Below are 16,272 nucleotides of genomic sequence, written 5' to 3'. Positions count from 1 at the left end.
AATTATGTACGACGGAGTGTTGGAACATGGGCAATCGTATACCAGACGAAATTGTAGAACAGGTGCAAAAATCAGCTGATATCGTAGAAGTTATCGGAGAGTACGTCCAGTTGAGAAAACAGGGGCGTAATTATTTTGGGCTTTGTCCTTTTCATGGTGAGAATACGCCATCTTTTTCCGTTTCCGGAGAAAAACAGATTTTTCATTGTTTTGGCTGCGGAGCGGGAGGGAATGTTTTTTCATTTTTAAGACAAATGGAAGGTTATTCATTTACGGAGGCCGTCTCTCACCTGGCGGACAAATATCAAATAGATCTGCCGGAGCAGGTAGCGGCTGTATCAGCATACAGCACAGGCAGTTCGGATGAACAGAAAATGGCGGAAGCTCATGATCTGTTAAAGAAATTTTATCATCATTTGCTGGTCAATACAAAGGAAGGCCAGGAAGCGCTCGATTATTTGCTCGAAAGAGGCTTTGAGAAGGAGCAGATCGAGCAGTTTGAAATCGGATGCGCCCTTGATTCATGGGATTTCATCACAAAGTTTTTGGAACGGAGAGGTTTTGATCTTGCGCTGATGGAAAGAGCTGGACTCATCATCAGACGCGAGAACGGTGACGGCTATTTTGACCGTTTCAGAAACAGGATTATGTTTCCGATTCATGATCATCACGGCGCAACGGTCGCTTTTTCCGGAAGGACGTTCACCGGGGAGCAGCCAAAATATATGAACAGCCCGGAAACGCCGCTTTTTCGAAAAAGCAAGCTTCTCTATCATTTCCATCAGGCCCGCCTTCACATTCGAAAAGAAGAGAGGGCCGTCCTTTTTGAAGGATTTGCCGACGTCATCTCAGCCGTCAGTTCCGGTGTGAAAGAATCGATCGCCACGATGGGCACATCGCTGACAGAAGAGCATGCGAAAATCATCAGGCGAAATGTCGGAGAGGTCATACTGTGCTATGACTCGGATCATGCCGGTTATGAAGCCACGCTGAAAGCGGCGGAGATTCTTCAGAAAAAAGGCTGCGACGTCAAGGTGGCCATGATACCTGACGGGCTGGATCCCGATGACTACATCAAAAAATTCGGAAGCGAGAAATTTAAGAATGATGTAATAGGGGCCAGCGTTACGATGATGACGTTTAAAATGAACTATTTCCGCAAGGGCAGAAACCTGTCTGATGAAGGAGACCGTTTAGCTTATATCAACGATGTACTGAAGGAAGTCAGCCTTCTCAGCGGACCTTTGGAACAGGAAATATACGTCAAACAGCTGGCAAATGAATTTTCAATCTCATTTGAATCCTTGAAGGATCAGCTTTCCGTATTTGAAAAGCAGGCTGTAAGCCGCAGCAGGGAAAGCAGCCGTCAGGACTCAAAAGAGCGGCAGGCGGCCGTTTCGCGCGCCCCGCGGAGAAAGACAGGTCTTCGGCCGGCTCATGAGAACGCGGAGCGGATGCTCCTGGCTCACATGATTCATGACCGGGACGTCATTCGAAAGGTTTTAGACCGGGTGGGCTTTGAATTCAACCTTGATCAGCACCGCGCGATTGCCGCTTATTTGTACGCCATGTATGAAGAAGGAGCGGACATTTCCATCCAGGAGCTCTTTAAGAGAGTTGAGGATCAGGAACTCGGTCAGCTTCTGACAGATATCTTAATGCTTCAGGTGAACGAAGAATTAAGTGAAGCGGAATTATCTGATTATGTAAAAAAAGTGTTGAATTATCGAAATTGGTCAATGATAAAAGAAAAAGAAGCTGCAAGGGCGGAAGCCGAGAGGCAAAAAGACTTCATCAAAGCGGCAACTTTGGCACAGGAAATTGTTAAGCTGAACCGTTCGCTGAAATAAACCGTTATATATAATAGGAAAAGCTTTTGGCAATGAATCCTAACGGAGGAGCAAAAGCTGCTTGTCCTAATCATATATTGTCAATTTATGATTTGCTTTCCCGTGAAGCCCTAGATGAGAGAGAAGGCTTTATTCGTGAAATAGGAACAAAAAAAGCGGGATGCTTTTAGAATTCGTCTGTAAGTTTTGGAAGGAGGGATCCATGAATGGCTGATAAACAAGCACACGAGACCGAAACTGAATTCACATTTGAACAGGTGAGGGATCAATTAACAGAAGCCGGAAAAAAGCGCGGAGTGCTCACATATGAAGAAATTGCAGAGCGCATGTCCAGCTTCGAGATCGAATCAGACCAAATGGATGAGTATTATGAATTTTTAGGAGAACAAGGCGTTGAATTAATTAGCGAGAACGAAGAAAATGAGGATCCTAATATTCAACAGCTGGCCAAGGCCGAAGAAGAATTTGACCTTAACGATTTAAGCGTGCCTCCGGGCGTTAAGATAAACGACCCTGTCCGCATGTATCTGAAAGAAATCGGACGGGTAAACCTTTTGTCTGCAAAAGAAGAAATCGAATACGCGAAAAAAATCGAAGAAGGCGACGAAGAGTCGAAGCGCCGTCTGGCTGAAGCCAACTTGAGACTTGTCGTCAGCATCGCAAAACGGTATGTCGGCCGCGGAATGCTTTTCCTTGACCTTATTCAGGAAGGAAACATGGGCCTGATGAAGGCGGTAGAAAAGTTTGACTACCGCAAAGGATACAAATTCAGCACATACGCGACATGGTGGATCAGACAGGCGATTACAAGAGCGATTGCCGACCAGGCGAGAACGATCAGGATTCCTGTTCATATGGTTGAAACCATCAACAAACTGATTCGTGTTCAAAGGCAGCTCCTTCAGGATCTCGGCCGCGAGCCAACGCCTGAAGAGATTGCGGAAGATATGGATCTGACGCCTGAAAAAGTCCGTGAAATTCTAAAGATCGCCCAGGAACCGGTTTCACTCGAGACTCCGATCGGTGAAGAGGACGATTCACATCTGGGAGACTTCATTGAGGATCAGGAAGCGACTTCTCCGTCAGATCATGCAGCATATGAATTGCTGAAAGAACAGCTTGAAGATGTACTGGATACATTGACAGACCGTGAAGAAAATGTGCTCCGCCTTCGCTTCGGCCTTGATGATGGTCGTACAAGAACATTAGAAGAAGTTGGTAAGGTATTTGGGGTAACAAGAGAACGAATTCGTCAAATAGAAGCTAAAGCACTTCGTAAATTAAGACATCCAAGCAGAAGCAAACGCTTGAAAGATTTTCTCGAATAAACTTGAACGGGTCAGGAGATCCGTTCTTTTTTTCACGACAGAATGAAAGCGCTATTATTGGTAACCCGATTATATTTTACTTAATTTCTTTCGAATTTGCAAATATCCAAAAGTGCATTTTGAGTCATTATAACCTTGAGATCGAAGGAAAAGCCCTTTATAATTATTGTTGTAACCGTATTCAAAAACTGGTCTTTAAATGGAAAATGAACAATTGCTTCATCATCCGTTATTTTGTCTAAAATGTGAACTTCATCAGCTTTTGTTTCATAATTGGTTTACTTTTTGTAAAATTAAAGTAGAATTAGAATTGTTTACATAAGGGGCAGGGGTAAATTAAAAAGGGGGATGTAAAATGAACCGCAATCCATTGATACCATTTTTATTAATCGCCATTATGGGCATAGGACTGGTTTTTATCTTATCCATAAAAGGCCTTTATGACGAAAAAGAAATTGCAGGCGAAGGGAATAAAACAGCTCAAGAAGACAAAGCGGATGCCTCGCCTGAAGAAATTTACAAAGCGAACTGTGTAACCTGCCACGGCGAGAATTATGAAGGTGTATCAGGACCTAAACTGAAGGGCGTCGGAGACCGGATGGATACAGGTGCGATTAAAGAAAAGATTGAAAAAGGCGGTAACGGAATGCCGGGAGGACTGGTTCCGGCGGAAAAGCTTGATGATATGGCAAAATGGGTGTCAGAGATTAAATAGGTTAAAACCGTTTCATCACCAAAAGGATTCGCAATGAAAGCTTTGATAAGAGCTTTTGTGGGAATCCTTTTTCTGTTTTCGGTAAATGGGTGATCTGAACTGTTTCAGCATCCGTGATTCCGTCCTTTATGACGGTGCGGCGTCTATCAGGAATAGGTCTTTATTACTTTTTCTGAAGACTGCACTCATCTTTGCAAGGGAAAAAATAAGCAATCCACCCTATTTAAGTAAGATTGCATCTATTTTACTATTATATAAATGGAGAGAATGCAGCGGATGCACTGTTTTCATCCGTCTATTTGAGTATTTCTTGAGGTGAATCATATGAGTCATGCGAGCACATTGAATCATATCCACAGCACGATCAACCAAAAGCTGGCTGATGTAGAAAGCCGGATTGAACGTATCAAAACAGCAAAAAAGGAGATTGAGAAAGAACACGAAACCGGGATTGTCGAGATCAGACAAATCTTGCACCCTCACCTGAACAGCCACTGGACGGGGGACTTCGCCAATGATTTTGATGACGAACGGGATGAAGCTCATACATCAATGTACAACATCGTGAACGGAAAGTACGAAGGCTATATTTCACAGCTGGAGAGAAAAATTTTCGCGCTGGAAATTGAAAAACACAGCCTTGAATTGGCGGGAGCGGCAGCTAAAGAGGCTGATCATTTGCTTTCTCTCGGAGAAAAAGCGGTTGATCAGTTGAGCGATAAACTCCGCTCAATCAAAAACAGTTGGAGCTGGTTTTAATGACGACAATCAAGCTGAAACATGAAGCGGTCATCAAAAAGCTGGAGGCCGTAAGAGAGGCGCTCGATGCCCTAGACCTGCCAAATCCTCCGAAAGCTGCGGGGAAAAATAAATTGACATATGTGACAAAGTGCCACGAACGCGAGCAGAACATTCATCAGATGGTGGCCGATTACAAAAAAGCCGTACACAAAAACATAAAGGATACGAAGGAAAATGTCGATTTGCTGAAAGAGCAGGACAAAGCAATCGCCAGAAAATAGCCCTTAGGTTAGAGAGGACAATTCAATGAAAGTATTTGAAGCGCATTCTTTAATTGAAGCAGCGAATAACCGCAAGAAACAATACGAAACCTTTGAGGATCAACTGCAGACGCTCAAAAAAGCGTTTCTTGGGGTCGCTGATTTAGGTGAAGATTTTCAGGGGAAAGGTGCCGACAACATTAAAGACTTCTACAAAGGACAGGCAGAGATCGTAGACAGCTGGTTAAAGCTTGTTGAAGCGCAGATTGCTTTTTTTAAAGGTATATCGGGTGATATAAAGGACAAAAAGCTGTCCGATTCTTATGTGGAAGTCTCTTTTTTGGATCATGAACTGAAAAACGCGGATTTGAAAGCGACGGAAATCGTCTCGGGGCTCAAGTTGGAAATGGATAAAATCATCGCAAGCATCAGCGATATCGTTGACTTGGACAATTGGACGCTCGACGATTATATTGATAAAATGTCTAAAGCGCAAACAACCCGGCAAAACACCATCGACGCCGTTGATGAGCTGGATGAATCGCTCAAGACCGAATACACGAATTTACAAGCGCTCGACAGCGCCGTGCTCGGCAAATATTCCGGGCTGATGGAAGCTACAAGCCACGGAAAAACCGCCTCGCCGATGTATTTTAGCTTGAAATCGTTCCATTCAAGCGAGATCTATAAAAATACGATAGAAGTTGAGACTCAAGCCGCCAATTATATTGAATTCAAAAACGAACAGGCAGAAGCGCGCAGGCTTCAGGAAAAACAAGAAGAAGAAGCGAACAAGCCTTGGTATTTAAAAGCGCTTGACGCAGCCGGAACATTTGTCGGAGAAGTCAGCGGGTATTATGATTATAAGAGAGCCGCTGACGGCGTCGACCCGGTCACAGGAGAAAAGCTGACAGACGGCCAGCGTGTCGCCGCCGGAGCAATGGCGGCAGCAGGATTTATTCCGATCGTAGGGTGGGCAGGCCGAGCCTTCAAAGGCGGCAAAGCCATCTATAAAACAGGAAAAGGACTCATCGCCGCTGATCACGCGCTTGACGCCTACAAAGCCTCGAAAACGTTGAACGTCTTGAAAATGACGGAAATGGGCGCCTACGGCCTTGTCGCTTCAAATGGGTTCTCAGAAGCTGTCACGGGCAAGGACATGTTTGGAAACAAAGTTTCTGAAGAAAGGCGGAAACAAGGCATAATCGAAGCGGCCTTGAGCCTCGTCGGCGCTGGTGCTGTCGCAAAAACGGCAAACCACGGCGCTCCAACATTGGCCAAAACGGCCGGCAAAAACATTCCGCTCGCCAAATCGCCAAAAGCAGTGCTGGTGCAAAAAGGAAACAGCATCCTTGAAAAGGTGAAATCCTTCCAAGTCCCGACAAACGTCCGCGTCTACGTCGAACAGCCGGCCTCCGCAACAGGCCACCGCATCGGCAACCCAATTGTCCGCGTGAATGTTGAGAAAACGCCGGTGAAAGAGCTTGGAATTGTGAAGATGGTGAGTGGTAAGGGGATGGGTAATGGTAAGATCCAACTGGGTAAAGAAGATCTGGATGTTTTACGGAAAAAGTGGAATGTTCCAGAGACTAATACAATTGCAGTTGGTAAAACCGATGTAAAAGGACTTGAAAAAAGGACTTTTGAAGGTGGATCTCCAGAAGTAAGAAAAGAAGCTGGACTGCCTTCATTGGATACAATCTTACCAAATAGAGAGATCAGGGCCCCATACGATCATATGAAAAATCCTAAATTAGCACAGTTTACAAGACATGCTGAAGAAGGAGTTTTAAACGAGTTTGATTCTGCTGTAAAGAAGGCAGGCATCAAACCGACGGAAGTAACAGGTACATTAAGAGTTCACCAGTCTAATCCAAGAGGCGTATGTAATAAGTGTAGTAAAGGATTACTTAAACCTTATCCTATTGAAAAGAGTGGTATATTTTATCAAGCAAGCAAGAAATATCCCAATCTAACAATAGAAGTAACATCAGAGATTGATGACAGTGTTAAAACTAATGGACTGTTATCTTTCGTTTTAAAAGATGGAAAGATTATCGGATAATTTTAAGGAGGAAATCATGGATAATATTTCAATCGATAATTTACAAAATGAAGTTAAAGTAGGCTTTGTTTTAACAGTTGCCGAAAGAGTATTTTCTGTAATCAGCAAAGACGATGAAAGGTATCCTGAAGGGAGAGAAGCATTGGACAAATGCTGGTTATGGGTTGAATCTCATGCTGTTACTGGTGATGACTTATACGAGCTAATTGATAACGCAGACTTTACAGGAATTTCAGAATTTGCTGAGGAAGAAGAAGACTTAAATATTGCTAGGCTATGGTCACTATTAGTTGATGCTGTCGCTTATACTTCTTGGGAAGCTTATAAAAAGGAAAAAGTGAAATATTTACCACAAGCGTTAGAGAGTATTAATAACGATAGTATTACCATCTTTTTAAACAGTGCAGTGGAAACTGGTTTTATCACATTGAAGGAGATTGAAAAAATAGGAAAAGGCATTGAAAATTATCAGAGCACAAACACTGAGATCCCAACAAAAAGAGAAGAGTTTATAAAGTTATTTTAATTAGGAAAAAACTTATATAACAATCGTAAGTTTAATATATGTTTATTAACTGCTCCTAAAGTTAAGAATAAAGCACTTGCTTGTAAATAAAAGGAAACAAATGCTTTTTCTAGTTTTAGGATAGAAAATGAGTAGGTACATTATAATTTTACGAAGTGATTCTAATGGCCGTGAAATGTAAAGAGGGATAAATAAAGGGTTGTATTCTCTTGGAAGTCATCGTAACAAATCAACAGTTTATATTATACAAATCAGGAGTGAACGATTTGTCTAATTCCATAAAATCATTAGAACCTATAAATATACCGTGCGGCTGGTTCGTTAAATATCATGATTTAACCGTCACACAAGAAACAGTTGAACCAAATACCAAATTAATAGAATTAGAAAAACAAAGATATCATGCTGCGGTCAAAATCATTAAAGGCCATGATGATTATCTTATACATATTTGTGACAATCATGGAGAAACGATTGACACAATCAATGTTGAAGATCGCCAGCAGTTAGTGGACGAATTGGAACGGATCATTTGGAAAATAGAAGCGGCGGCATTTGGAGGGAACATTTTTATTTTTGAAGGCCCTCCTGACTATTTACGTCTGAGAGTTCCTCAAGGATGGACTGTCTCTTATAATAAACTAATTGATATCGATCCAGATCAGTTAGAGGAAGACAGTGATGACTGGTTCAACTTTACGTCATCATTATTGCAGTTGGAGCATAAAGAAAGCCGCTTGACTTTAGATGTCGGCTGGTACATAGATATTGATCCTTCAGGCACCTTTTATATGCTGTTAATAAAAAATCTAGACTGGGATAACCCGTTAGAAGACATGGAAACGAGAAGACCGGAAAAATTAGTGGACCACATCGAAGCCACACTTCAAAAAGCAGCCGAACATAAATATAAATAGCCAGCCGATGATTTGTTAGATTTTGGTCAAAAAAAGTTGTATTCCATATACCCAGAGCCAGCATCTTATGAAGAATATGTACCGAATCATTGGATCGGGATTTATGAGGACTTTACAAGTCTGGTTCTTGCAAATCAAAAGTATTGGATCAATCATAAAGGGAAGAGTTTATTTTCAAAAAGATAGGAGAGTGTCTTATGAATAGTAATGATACGGTAACCATGTTAAATGAGGAATTTGTGAATGATCAGACAGGTGAAAAGGTCGAAGGCATTACGATTATCGTAGATGGACAATTTAAACAAGTTTTAGATATCATTAAAGCCAAAAGCGACAGTTATGAGAATTACACTGAAATCATACGGGACGCTGTTTTTGAGGGTGTAAACAGTATGACGATGAAGCTGAGAAATAAAGAATAATAATGAATGATTAGAAAATACCCCGATTTACAAAAAGACAAACAGAGCTCCCAATTTTTTGCTTGTTGAGGGGTTCTTTTTTATATGCTGCTCATTCTATAAGACATCTTGCTGTCCCGGCTTATCCCGGTATGAATCAATAACTTTGAATGAACTGAACAATTTAGATATGATCTGGATAAAAGTGCTTTGAAAAATGGGATGATAGAAAGTTGGTTTTAAAAATGAACATCAACAACATACACGATTTTAATTTAAACCAAGAAAATGACTTCTTAACGATACAAACAAAACTAAAAAAACATATCAATCTAGTAAACTCCATCAGTAAAGACGCTCTGCAAACCTGTGCGGGGGTTGATTTAGCTTATTGGGAGGAAGATGGTGAAGCGTTTGGTGTCTGCAGTATCATCGTGCTGGATTTTCATACGAAGCGTGTCATTGAAAAAGTACATAGTGCAGGAAAAATCGCTGTGCCTTATATCGCGGGGTTTCTTGCTTTTAGGGAGCTGCCGCTTATTATTAAGGCGGCTAAGAAGCTGACGATTGAACCGGATGTTTTTTTATTTGACGGGAATGGCTATCTCCATTTTAACCATATGGGGATTGCGACACATGCGGCGTTTTTTCTCGAAAAGCCAACGATCGGCATTGCGAAAACTTACTTGAAAATAAAACAAACTGATTTTGTGATGCCTGATAATAATTTCGGTGCTTATACTGATATTGTAATTGATGGCGAAGTCTACGGACGTGCGGTGCGGACAAGGCAAGATGTCAAACCAATATTTCTATCATGCGGACATTTGATTGATTTAGACAGCAGTTATGACATCGCGATGAACTTGGTCAATCGAGAAAGCAGGCTGCCGATTCCGGTTCGGCTCGCGGATCTTGAGACTCATACTTTACGTGCGTACTACAGAGAAAATCAAAAATTGATCGAGTAGAATGTTGATTTGCTGTTCCAGCTTGGAAACTAAAGCGATTTTTTATATGATAGTAAAGGAAAAATGAATCTAGAAAAGTTGTGATAATTGTGAATGAATTGAAGTTATCGAAAAGGCTGCAGACTGTGGCGAAATACATAACAAAAGGGGCGGTTGTGGCTGATATCGGGTCTGATCATGCGTATTTGCCTTGCTTTTGTGTGCTGAATCGACTGGCAAGCGCCGCGATCGCCGGAGAAATCACAGATGGTCCTTTTCTTTCTGCGAAGCAGCAGGTTGAGAAATTGCAATTAAGTCCGCTCATATCCGTAAGGAAAGGCGACGGGCTTGAAGTGATTGAAAAGGGCGAAGCTGATGTGATCACGATTGCCGGAATGGGAGGCTCGCTCATTGCTCACATTCTAAAAGCGGGCAAGGATAAGCTCTCAGGTAAGGAACGTTTGGTTTTACAGCCGAATATCCACGCTCACCATATTAGAGAATGGCTCTATCAGGAAGGCTATGCACTGATCAATGAAGAAATCCTTGAGGAAGACGGCAAGTACTATGAGGTTCTCGTCGCGGAAGCGGGCGATCGGGATGCGGCTTACGATGGGATTTCCTTTGCGGCAGGCATGCTTGTCGGCCCATTTTTGGCCAAACAAAAAAATGCTGTTTTTATCAAAAAATGGTCGCAAGAACTGAAACATACGGAAAACATCTATCAACAAATTGAAGCGGCTCTTCCGAGTGCAGAAAATCAACAAAAATTGCTTGAACTGTCAAAACGGATAGAGGTCTTAAAGGAGGTACTTAGAAGATGACAAAAACGATAAACGGGCATGAAATCATCCAATTGTTTGAACAATTTTCACCAAAGTCATACGCCGTTGAAGGCGATAAAATCGGCCTGCAAATCGGCACGCTGAACAAAACGGTGTCCAATGTCATGGTCACGCTAGATGTTCTCGAAGAAACGGTTGATGAAGCGATTGCAAAGAACGTTGACTTAATCATTGCGCACCATCCGCCTGTTTTCAGGCCGCTGAAACATGTCATCACAGACCAGCCCGGCGGAAGGCTGATCGAAAAGTGCATCAAGCATGATATCGGCGTTTATGCGGCTCATACAAATCTCGATGTTGCTGACGGCGGTGTCAACGACATGCTTGCGGAAGCGCTGGAATTAAAGAACACAAAAGTGCTCGTTCCAACCTACGAAGAGCCGCTGAAAAAACTCGCCGTCTATGTCCCGAAAGATTATGAAGAACAGGTGCGCGCAGCGCTTGGAGACGCCGGAGCCGGTCATATCGGCGCCTACAGCCACTGTGCGTTTTCTTCAGAAGGAGTCGGCAGCTTCAAGCCGCTGTCTGAAGCCGATCCTTTTATCGGCAAGCGGGGCGAGCTTGAACGGGTCGAAGAGGTAAGAATCGAGACCGTTTATCCGTCAGGTATTGAAAAATCCGTGATCAAAGCGATGAATGAGGCTCATCCGTATGAAGAAGTGGCCTTTGATATTTATCCCGTCGAGCAGAGTCCGCTTCGAAAAGGGCTGGGCCGTATTGGTGAATTGAATGAAGAGATGACACTCGAAGCATTTGCCCGTTATGTGAAAGAAAAGCTGGAGGCAAACGGAGCGCGGATGGTGGGCAAGTCTGATGCGAAAGTGAAGAAGGTCGCTGTATTAGGCGGCGACGGCAATAAATACATCCATCATGCAAAACGTATGGGCGCCGATGTATATGTAACAGGAGATCTTTATTTCCATACAGCGCACGATGCCATGATGATCGGGCTGAATGTGGTCGACCCTGGACATTATGCCGAACAAATCATGAAAAACGGAGTTGCGAAAAAGCTGACGGCGATGTGCCGAAAGAAAAAATACAATGTCGCCGTCTTTCCATCAGATACAAATACGAACCCGTTTACATTTTTATAAAAACAAAACCTGAAGCGATGGATGCTTCAGGTTTTTGCTTTTACTTTAGGCAAGATTTTTTGAAGAGGTACTTCGTGACTGATCTTCCATGTGGAAGGATCTTCACGATCGAATTGTTCTAAAAAGCGGATGACTTCTTTTGTAATCGGAGTCGGGGTCGATGCGCCGGCCGTTACAGCGACGGTTTCCACGCCGTCGAGCCATTCCAGCTTTAATTCGCTTAAATCGCCGATCCGGTATGCTTTCGTGCCTGCGATTTCCTCGGAGACCTGGGCGAGGCGATTCGAGTTATTGCTTTTCGGATCGCCGACAACGATTGTCAAGTCGGCTTTTTTCGCCTGTTCGGACACCGCTTCCTGACGCACCTGGGTGGCCAGACAAATCTCCTGGTGGAATTCAACATCCGGATATTTTTCTTTTACTTTTTCCATAATATCATGGACATCCCATTGGGACATCGTCGTTTGGTTCGTGACAATCAGTTTCTCCGCTTCAATGTCCAGCCTTTCCACGTCTTCTTCGGTTTCGACAAGATGAACGATATCCGGGGCGACACCGACCGCTCCTTCAGGCTCCGGGTGTCCTTTTTTTCCAATGTAGATGACGTGATAGCCTTCCGCTTTCATTTTTCGGATTAAATCGTGTGTTTTTGTCACATCAGGGCAGGTGGCGTCAATCGCGACAAGACCTTTATCCTCAGCTATTTTACGGACTTCGGGCGAAACGCCGTGAGCGGTGAAGATCACCGTTCCTTTGTCGACCTGATTCAAAATCTCAAGCCGGTTCGGACCGTCAAGCGTATAAATGCCCTCTTTTTCAAATGCGTCGGTGACATGTTTATTGTGAACGATCATTCCTAAAATATATATAGGTCTCGGCAGACTTTTATCGAGAGCCGCGTTTTTTGCGATGACCATGGCGTCGACGACACCGTAGCAATAGCCGCGCGGCGATATTTTAATTACGTTCATTCTTAGTCCTCCTATAAAGAAGTAAGAGCCGGGCATGATAAAAAGCCGTAAAAAACGGCTTATTTTTGCAGTCTCTATAGACCTCATTATATCTGATCCCGCAGGAGATATCAAAGAATGTTATACATACAGTTTAGGTTTTGATCCTCCGGTTTTTCTTTTTGCAGACGGAGGGGCTGAACGGCTCCGTTTTTTTCTAATTTCTTCGGCTTTGGATTTTTCGGGTGTTTTGGAAGACACTTTTATTTCTTCTTTCTTTTCGCCGCTCGTTTCGGTCTTGTTGTCCGGTTCGTCTTTTTGTTGTTCGCTGTCCTCCGCTTCAGTATCATCGGAATTCAGCTGTCTGAACATTTTCACCATGCCGGGGAGATTGCGGACGAGAGGTCCGTATTGCTGAATCATCGGCGTTACTTGCTGGGCTACACCGAGCGCTTTTTGAACATTGCCGAGCATGTTTGAAATGGTAGCCGGATTGGCAAGACCTTGAATGCCTCCAAGGCCGCTTCCGGTTCCGCCGAGGCCTGCTCCTGTTCCCCCGGACGCGGCAGATCCAGGAAGGATTTTCGAGAGCAAACCCTGAATCCCGCCGCCTCCTCGCGCCCCTGCTTGCTCCTGGGCGGCGCCCATCGGCTGAAACATTTGCTGCAGGCCGCGCTGCTGCGCTTGAGGGGGCTGCATTCTCATCCCCGGATGTCTCGGCATCAAGGCTCTGCCGGGCCTTTGCGGCATCTGCGGTCTTGGCTGATTTCTCATCGGCTGTTGCTGAAACATACTTGTACCTCCTTTCAAAATCCTTCTCTTGATAGGGTATGCACCAACGGTGGCAAAGTGCCTTTGCCGCCGGCCCGAATAGGGCGGGGGTGATGGTTTTTTTCCGCAGGATCAGTTATAATTTAATGATGGACATGATATCAGCCTTTTTTTAAGCAGTGCGGCATAAAAAAGGATACATAAGCGCACAATTCAGCCATATAGGATAAAGCTTGGAGCGCCGGAATAAAGGCTTTCCAAGAAGGAGTTGGGAAAATGAAACAAACGAAATTTGAAATGTACGATTTAAAGCCGTTTATTATAGAGGCTGTTCACGACTTGGGATTTTATGAGCCGACTGATATTCAGAAGCGGTTAATTCCTGCGGCGCTGAAAGGGGAGAGCGCGATCGGACAGTCGCAGACAGGTACGGGAAAAACGCATGCCTATCTGCTCCCGCTCTTAAGCAGGATCGATTTTGAAAAAGAGTTCGTTCAAGTCGTGATTACGGCTCCGACAAGGGAGCTCGCCAACCAGATTCATCAGGAAGTCCTGAAAATCACCAAGTTTTTAGGGCCTGATGAAGCGGTTCGTTCGAAATGTTTCATCGGCGGTACCGATAAACAAAAATCGATTGACAAATTAAGAACACAGCCCCATCTGGTGGTTGGTACGCCGGGGCGGATTGCAGATCTGATCAGGGAGCAGGCGCTCGATGTTCATAAAGCCGGTTCGCTCGTTATCGACGAGGCGGACTTAATGCTTGATATGGGATTTTTGGAAGATGTCGATTTTATCGGGTCGCATATGCCTGAAGGCTTGCAGATGCTCGTATTTTCCGCAACGATTCCAGAAAAATTAAAGCCTTTCCTGAAAAAGTATATGGCCAATCCGAGGTATGCGCATGTTGAGCCGAAGCACATCACGGCCGAAAAAATCGAACACGTGCTGATACCTTCCAGACACAGGGATAAAAATGAGCTGCTGCTCGAGGTTATGACCCATTTAAATCCGTATTTGGCGATTGTTTTTGCCAATACAAAAACAACGGCTGACGAAATCGCCGCATACCTGACGGACAAAGGGATGAAAGTCGGACTTCTTCACGGAGGGCTTACGCCGCGGGAACGAAAAAAAGTGATGAAGCAAATCGGCGATCTGGAATTCACCTATATCATAGCCACTGATTTGGCTGCAAGGGGAATCGATATTAAAGGTATCAGCCATGTCATTAACTATGAACTGCCAGACGATCTTGATTTTTACGTTCACCGCGTCGGCCGTACAGCGCGCGCCGGAACATCCGGAACAGCGATGACGTTTTATGATACCTCTGACGAAGATGCACTTGTGAAGCTTGAACAGATGGGAATCGTGTTTGAAAACATGAGGCTTGAAAAAGGCGAGTGGAAAAAGATTGATGACCGCAAGCGCCGTCAGAATCGAAAAAGAACGCCTGATGAAACGGATGAGGTCGCCAAGCGGCTTGTGAAAAAACCGAGAAAAGTCAAGCCAGGATATAAGAAGAAAATGCAGACGGAAATCAATAAAATAAAAAGACAGCAAAAAAGAAAGCAATTTAGAAAAGGAAAGTAGGGGAAACAGTTTTGTTGAAAATTGGTTCACACGTCTCAATGAGCGGAAAACATATGCTGCTTGCGGCCAGTCAGGAGGCAAGCTCCTACGGCGCCAATACATTTATGATCTATACGGGAGCGCCGCAAAACACGCGCAGGAAAAAAATCGAGGATTTAAATATTGAAGCAGGAAGAGCCCATATGGAGGAGAACGGCATCTCTGATATCGTCGTTCATGCCCCGTATATTATCAATATCGGCAATACAACAAATCCGGCCACATTTGAGCTCGGTGTCGAGTTCCTGCGTTCTGAAATTGAAAGGACGGCGGCGATCGGCGCCAGACAAATCGTTCTTCACCCGGGAGCTCATGTAGGTGCAGGCGCAGAAGCGGGCATTCAAAAAATCATCGAAGGATTGAACGAGGTCATCGACTCGAATCAGAATGTGCAGATCGCTTTGGAAACGATGGCCGGCAAAGGTTCAGAATGCGGACGGACGTTTGAGGAGTTGGCACAGATCATCGACGGCGTTACACACAATGAACATTTATCCGTCTGCTTCGATACATGCCATACCCATGACGCGGGTTACGATGTCGTATCCGACTTTGACGGTGTCTTAAACGAATTCGATAAGATCGTCGGAATCGACCGTTTAAAAGTGCTTCATATTAATGACAGCAAGAATGTCAGAGGCGCGAGAAAGGACCGGCACGAAAACATCGGATTCGGAGAAATCGGTTTTGATGCGCTTCAATACATCGTCCACCACGATCAGCTGAAAGATATTCCGAAAATCCTTGAAACGCCTTATGTAGGAGAAGATAAAAAGAACAAAAAGCCGCCATACCGGTTTGAAATTGAAATGCTTAAAAATAAACAGTTTGATGAAGGGCTGCTGGAAAAAATCAAGCAGCAATAAAAAAGGGGGGCGTATCAGCTCCCCTTTTTTTATGATACGTATTGAGAAAATAGCTGGTTCAAGAGCTGCACCGCTTCTTTTGAAGTGACCGCTTCCACCTGCTTGAGCAGTTTATTGCGTTCTTCCTCATTAAAAATATTGATGTTTTTTCCTTTCACAAGCTTTTCCACTTCAAGCGCCTGTTTTCTTGTTACATGAATTCCGTATTGTTTAGCGTACTTCAGCACCTCGTCAGCCGTGACCTGATTTAAACGCTGCAGCACGATTTTTTGAAATAAAATCACGTCCATTCCTCCCCTCTGAACTAATGTATGGCGTAAAATTAAAAATGTGTCATTTTTTTATTTCAGTCTGT

At 43.9% G+C, this 16,272-nt stretch carries 17 protein-coding genes; 14 read left to right on the top strand and 3 right to left on the bottom strand.

From position 1 onward, the window contains the following. Positions 1-26 precede the first annotated feature (26 nt). From dnaG to MHB72_RS14280, 12 genes are all read left to right on the top strand, one after another. Positions 27-1,850, top strand: a complete 1,824-nt coding sequence (gene dnaG, locus MHB72_RS14335; protein ID WP_216920034.1) for a DNA primase — start codon at positions 27-29, stop codon at positions 1,848-1,850. 206 nt (positions 1,851-2,056) lie between these two features. Then, the gene (gene rpoD, locus MHB72_RS14330) at positions 2,057-3,178 is read left to right on the top strand and encodes an RNA polymerase sigma factor RpoD (protein ID WP_020452234.1); all 1,122 of its coding nucleotides are present in this window, start codon (positions 2,057-2,059) and stop codon (positions 3,176-3,178) included. A 355-nt stretch (positions 3,179-3,533) separates the two neighbouring features. Further along, positions 3,534-3,893: a cytochrome c550 gene (cccA, locus tag MHB72_RS14325; protein ID WP_020452233.1), complete on the top strand. Its 360-nt coding sequence runs from the start codon at positions 3,534-3,536 to the stop codon at positions 3,891-3,893. A 324-nt stretch (positions 3,894-4,217) separates the two neighbouring features. Further along, positions 4,218-4,652 carry a YwqH-like family protein gene (locus MHB72_RS14320; protein ID WP_216920036.1) on the top strand — a complete coding sequence of 145 codons (435 nt, stop codon included), beginning with the start codon at positions 4,218-4,220 and terminating at the stop codon, positions 4,650-4,652. Continuing rightward, positions 4,652-4,915, top strand: a complete 264-nt coding sequence (locus MHB72_RS14315) for a YwqI/YxiC family protein (RefSeq protein ID WP_025811144.1) — start codon at positions 4,652-4,654, stop codon at positions 4,913-4,915. Before MHB72_RS14320 ends, MHB72_RS14315 begins: the two co-directional genes overlap by 1 nt. Before the next feature lie 25 nt (positions 4,916-4,940). Then, entirely contained in the window at positions 4,941-6,959 is a 2,019-nt protein-coding gene (locus MHB72_RS14310) for a ribonuclease YeeF family protein (protein ID WP_216920038.1), read from the top strand. A 16-nt stretch (positions 6,960-6,975) separates the two neighbouring features. After that, positions 6,976-7,485 (top strand): Imm6 family immunity protein, encoded by a 510-nt coding sequence (locus MHB72_RS14305; RefSeq protein WP_020452229.1) that lies wholly within the window; start codon positions 6,976-6,978, stop codon positions 7,483-7,485. Positions 7,486-7,694: 209 nt separating this feature from the next. Continuing rightward, entirely contained in the window at positions 7,695-8,402 is a 708-nt protein-coding gene (locus MHB72_RS14300) for a hypothetical protein (protein ID WP_254122018.1), read from the top strand. A gap of 197 nt (positions 8,403-8,599) precedes the next feature. Further along, positions 8,600-8,824, top strand: a complete 225-nt coding sequence (locus tag MHB72_RS14295) for a hypothetical protein (RefSeq protein ID WP_035338386.1) — start codon at positions 8,600-8,602, stop codon at positions 8,822-8,824. A 224-nt stretch (positions 8,825-9,048) separates the two neighbouring features. Further along, on the top strand, positions 9,049-9,774 hold the full coding sequence (locus MHB72_RS14290; protein ID WP_216920289.1) for an endonuclease V: 726 nt from the start codon (positions 9,049-9,051) through the stop codon (positions 9,772-9,774). Between the two features lie 155 nt (positions 9,775-9,929). Then, the gene (locus tag MHB72_RS14285; protein ID WP_031304752.1) at positions 9,930-10,577 is read left to right on the top strand and encodes a tRNA (adenine(22)-N(1))-methyltransferase; all 648 of its coding nucleotides are present in this window, start codon (positions 9,930-9,932) and stop codon (positions 10,575-10,577) included. Then, positions 10,574-11,695, top strand: coding sequence for a Nif3-like dinuclear metal center hexameric protein (locus MHB72_RS14280; protein ID WP_216920046.1), 1,122 nt, complete (start codon positions 10,574-10,576; stop codon positions 11,693-11,695). The genes MHB72_RS14285 and MHB72_RS14280 overlap by 4 nt, the downstream gene beginning before the upstream one ends. A gap of 26 nt (positions 11,696-11,721) precedes the next feature. Here the strand turns inward: MHB72_RS14280 and MHB72_RS14275 are convergent, their stop codons facing one another. After that, complete coding sequence (locus MHB72_RS14275; RefSeq protein WP_023855228.1) at positions 11,722-12,666, bottom strand: 4-hydroxy-3-methylbut-2-enyl diphosphate reductase; 945 nt, start codon at positions 12,664-12,666, stop codon at positions 11,722-11,724. A gap of 120 nt (positions 12,667-12,786) precedes the next feature. Next, complete coding sequence (gene vrrA / locus MHB72_RS14270; protein ID WP_145654282.1) at positions 12,787-13,437, bottom strand: VrrA/YqfQ family protein; 651 nt, start codon at positions 13,435-13,437, stop codon at positions 12,787-12,789. 255 nt (positions 13,438-13,692) lie between these two features. Here vrrA and MHB72_RS14265 point away from each other — a divergent pair, with 255 nt between their 5' ends. Next, positions 13,693-15,012 (top strand): DEAD/DEAH box helicase, encoded by a 1,320-nt coding sequence (locus tag MHB72_RS14265; protein ID WP_050820709.1) that lies wholly within the window; start codon positions 13,693-13,695, stop codon positions 15,010-15,012. 11 nt (positions 15,013-15,023) lie between these two features. Then, positions 15,024-15,917 (top strand): deoxyribonuclease IV, encoded by an 894-nt coding sequence (locus MHB72_RS14260; protein ID WP_216920048.1) that lies wholly within the window; start codon positions 15,024-15,026, stop codon positions 15,915-15,917. A gap of 29 nt (positions 15,918-15,946) precedes the next feature. Here MHB72_RS14260 and MHB72_RS14255 read toward each other — a convergent pair whose 3' ends face one another. Beyond that, a complete protein-coding gene (locus MHB72_RS14255; protein ID WP_023855226.1) occupies positions 15,947-16,201 on the bottom strand; it encodes a DUF2624 domain-containing protein in 255 nt (84 codons plus the stop codon). Positions 16,202-16,272: the final 71 nt, after the last annotated feature.

The sequence above is a fragment of the Bacillus sp. FSL K6-1284 genome (genome assembly GCF_038002625.1).
Lineage (GTDB): Bacteria > Bacillota > Bacilli > Bacillales > Bacillaceae > Bacillus > Bacillus paralicheniformis.
The sequence above is the reverse complement of the archived record's forward strand: the minus strand, read 5'-3'. Positions and strand labels throughout refer to the sequence as shown.

Excerpts from the sequence above, each read along its gene's own strand:
- rpoD (WP_020452234.1), top strand. The coding sequence starts at position 2,057 with ATGGCTGATAAACAAGCACACGAGACCGAAACTGAATTCACATTTGAA.
- MHB72_RS14305 (WP_020452229.1), top strand. The coding sequence starts at position 6,976 with ATGGATAATATTTCAATCGATAATTTACAAAATGAAGTTAAAGTAGGC.
- MHB72_RS14275 (WP_023855228.1), bottom strand. The coding sequence starts at position 12,666 with ATGAACGTAATTAAAATATCGCCGCGCGGCTATTGCTACGGTGTCGTC.
- MHB72_RS14315 (WP_025811144.1), top strand. The coding sequence starts at position 4,652 with ATGACGACAATCAAGCTGAAACATGAAGCGGTCATCAAAAAGCTGGAG.
- cccA (WP_020452233.1), top strand. The coding sequence starts at position 3,534 with ATGAACCGCAATCCATTGATACCATTTTTATTAATCGCCATTATGGGC.
- MHB72_RS14280 (WP_216920046.1), top strand. The coding sequence starts at position 10,574 with ATGACAAAAACGATAAACGGGCATGAAATCATCCAATTGTTTGAACAA.
- vrrA (WP_145654282.1), bottom strand. The coding sequence starts at position 13,437 with ATGTTTCAGCAACAGCCGATGAGAAATCAGCCAAGACCGCAGATGCCG.
- MHB72_RS14320 (WP_216920036.1), top strand. The coding sequence starts at position 4,218 with ATGAGTCATGCGAGCACATTGAATCATATCCACAGCACGATCAACCAA.
- dnaG (WP_216920034.1), top strand. The coding sequence starts at position 27 with ATGGGCAATCGTATACCAGACGAAATTGTAGAACAGGTGCAAAAATCA.
- MHB72_RS14265 (WP_050820709.1), top strand. The coding sequence starts at position 13,693 with ATGAAACAAACGAAATTTGAAATGTACGATTTAAAGCCGTTTATTATA.
- MHB72_RS14290 (WP_216920289.1), top strand. The coding sequence starts at position 9,049 with ATGAACATCAACAACATACACGATTTTAATTTAAACCAAGAAAATGAC.
- MHB72_RS14295 (WP_035338386.1), top strand. The coding sequence starts at position 8,600 with ATGAATAGTAATGATACGGTAACCATGTTAAATGAGGAATTTGTGAAT.
- MHB72_RS14310 (WP_216920038.1), top strand. The coding sequence starts at position 4,941 with ATGAAAGTATTTGAAGCGCATTCTTTAATTGAAGCAGCGAATAACCGC.